This is a genomic window from Nocardia sp. NPDC004168 (assembly GCF_040610355.1).
In the GTDB taxonomy this organism is placed as follows: domain Bacteria; phylum Actinomycetota; class Actinomycetes; order Mycobacteriales; family Mycobacteriaceae; genus Nocardia; species Nocardia sichangensis.
Genome location: NZ_JBEXME010000100.1, coordinates 1 through 1,718 on the forward strand (window position 1 = coordinate 1; position 1,718 = coordinate 1,718).

Here is a 1,718-nt window from a genome sequence, read left to right on the forward strand (position 1 = left end):
ACCATCGCCGCCTCCCGCACGAACCACCCCGCCTCGACGATAAGCCACCCGCAGCAGCCGCAACAGGAAAAACGATCAGTTCATACACAGGCACTAAGATGGCGACCACAGGGCAAATCTCAGTGTGCCAATTTGCGAAGTGCAGAGAACCTCGGCCAAGTCCAACGTCTCGATGACCTGTAACTAATTCACCACAGCCGCGACGTTCGTCCGCGAGGTGAAGATCCGGCAGCCCCCGCACCGAACAGCTCTTCACCGGCCCGGCAACGTACTTTCGGAACCGCACGAACCCAGTGACCAGTCCCCGATAACGCGACCATCTGATCCGGCCCCCGGATACGCGACCATCGTTGCGAGAGTTGAGGCAAACTTGACCATCAGGAGGTCATGATGCCGAAATCGTATCCGCCCGTGACCGTCTGCAGATCGAGGTGATCAGAGCGGCGGGTTCGACGGTACGGATCAGGCCGCTACCGGTGTGGATCCGGTTGGCTGCCCCGCCTGCGGGACGCCGTCCGGGCGAGTCCACAGCCGCTCTCAGCGGCGGTTGTCCGACACCTCGATCACCGGCCGCGAGGTCCTGATCGAGCCACGAAATTTGTGCCCGATCCAGCATTGGCGCGATGTTGACAGCCCGTGCTACCGAGACGTTGGGAGGGGCTTTTGCCGACTATCCCTGGTTATGTCATGTGGTGGCATCCGAACGAGTGAGCGCGATGCAGCGGCTGTTGGTGGGACATGTCGGGTTGAAACACGGTCGGGTCTGGGTCGCCGACGATGGTGACGCGGTGGCGGTGTGGACGCATCCCGACACGGACGGGGCTGCGGCTATCGGCGCAAGGCAAGGGTTTTGGTAAAGCCATCGTATTGCCCGGCATGCAAGCCGCCGAGCAGGCCGGTGTCCCTGCGTTTCTGGAAATCTCGGATGAGCGCAACCTCCGGTTCTACCGGCGGCTCGGCTTCGAAGTGACTGCCGAGGTGGCCGCGACGCACGGGCACCTGACCTTGCACCCCGTGCGCGTCTGTGGTCATGAAGCCCCAACCTTCGGGAGGTAGCCGGGTTCAAGAATGAGTCGGCGGAATATGGAAGCGCTCGTGATTGTGGAAGCGGCCGTGGTCATGAATGCAACTGGGGTCACTGACGCGCAACCCGTTGCGCACGCGCGTCTTCTCATCGATGCAAAAGCCGTCATCCCGAGTCGGCGGCGCCTCGGCAGTCGCCGTCACCGCGCTCGGCGCCCCGATCGCCGCGGCAATCAGCGCTACAACCAGGGTGCGGCGTACCGGCGCGGCAGTCGCGGGAATTGTTCGCCCCATCGGGTTCCTTCCGTTGCGGGATCTCACACCGTTCTATCAGCACACGCAGCATGGCACCACCCGCCGATTCCAGGGGCAACTCGACGATCATCGACCGCGGCCCCTTCCTCATCGACCGGTCAGATCCCGGTCCAGTACGGCGAGTTGGGCTCGCACCTGTGCGTACAGCGACGAACCTCGTGCCAGCGAAGCTGGATAGGCCGCCCACGTCGCGGCCGTCTACGGAGGCTATCCACCAGCCGAGGATGGCCGGGTCTCGAGATTTGAGGACGGCGGCGCGCAAGCGAGCACGGAGGGATTCGCGGACTCAGTGCCTGTGTATGAACTGATCGTTTTTCCTGTTGCGGCTGCTGCGGGTGGCTTATCGTCGAGGCGGGGTGGTTCGTGCGGGAGGCGGCGAT

At 63.5% G+C, this 1,718-nt stretch carries 2 protein-coding genes; one reads left to right on the plus strand and one right to left on the minus strand.

The genetic code is table 11. The annotated features are described in order from the left end of the window. The first annotated feature begins 876 nt into the window (after window positions 1-876). Window positions 877-1,056 (plus strand): hypothetical protein, encoded by a 180-nt coding sequence (locus ABZW96_RS37555; protein WP_355081640.1) that lies wholly within the window; start codon window positions 877-879, stop codon window positions 1,054-1,056. Between the two features lie 6 nt (window positions 1,057-1,062). Here the strand turns inward: ABZW96_RS37555 and ABZW96_RS37560 are convergent, their stop codons facing one another. Further along, on the minus strand, window positions 1,063-1,317 hold the full coding sequence (locus ABZW96_RS37560; protein ID WP_156094773.1) for a hypothetical protein: 255 nt from the start codon (window positions 1,315-1,317) through the stop codon (window positions 1,063-1,065). Window positions 1,318-1,718 lie beyond the last annotated feature (401 nt).

Bases quoted from the DNA above. Each gene is read 5' to 3' on its own strand.
- ABZW96_RS37560 (WP_156094773.1), bottom strand. From the start codon at position 1,317: ATGGGGCGAACAATTCCCGCGACTGCCGCGCCGGTACGCCGCACCCTG.
- ABZW96_RS37555 (WP_355081640.1), top strand. From the start codon at position 877: ATGCAAGCCGCCGAGCAGGCCGGTGTCCCTGCGTTTCTGGAAATCTCG.